The 480-nt window shown below is 58.5% G+C and carries 1 protein-coding gene; it reads right to left on the minus strand.

Going from position 1 to position 480, the window contains the following annotated elements; genetic code table 11:
- Positions 1-151: 151 nt before the first annotated feature.
- The gene (locus NDI72_RS21955) at positions 152-418 is read right to left on the minus strand and encodes a type I secretion C-terminal target domain-containing protein (protein ID WP_283801803.1); all 267 of its coding nucleotides are present in this window, start codon (positions 416-418) and stop codon (positions 152-154) included.
- Positions 419-480 lie beyond the last annotated feature (62 nt).

Raw genomic sequence — 480 nt, forward strand, 5'->3', positions numbered from 1 at the left:
ACAGCAAGCCCCAAAGTAAGCTTCTTCATAAGTCCCCCGTGGCGTTGCCGCCTGTGGTGTGTTGTGTTCCCTAGCCGGGAAATTACACGGTTCCCGGCGGTTTATCAAACATGCGGCCGCGCAATGGCGGCCGCATGTCGTGTCATTTCACTCAGACTGTGCCCGAAGTGTCACTGCCATCATCGTCGTAGAGGATCTTGATGGAAGCCGGGGTCTGCGGCACATCGAAGGTGGCGACTGTCACCCAGTCATCACCGCCCGCGGTTCCGTCCGCATCCACCTGCAGTTCCTTGCCATCGCCGGGGTTGAGCCGGACGAAATCACCGACATTTTCACCGGACGTGGTCGAGAGCGAAACCAGTTCGGTGAGGTCCACGACGTCCTCGGAGCTGAAGCCGATGATCTCGTCCGGGTTCATACCGGTGAGCGCGGAAGGTGAAGTGGTCCCACTTTTTCGGACAGTTCTGCAGCTTTGCTAAG

It is taken from the genome of Nitratireductor sp. GZWM139 (genome assembly GCF_030068685.1).
Classification (GTDB): domain Bacteria; phylum Pseudomonadota; class Alphaproteobacteria; order Rhizobiales; family Rhizobiaceae; genus Nitratireductor; species Nitratireductor aquimarinus.

Excerpts from the sequence above, each read along its gene's own strand:
- NDI72_RS21955 (WP_283801803.1), bottom strand. The coding sequence starts at position 418 with ATGAACCCGGACGAGATCATCGGCTTCAGCTCCGAGGACGTCGTGGAC.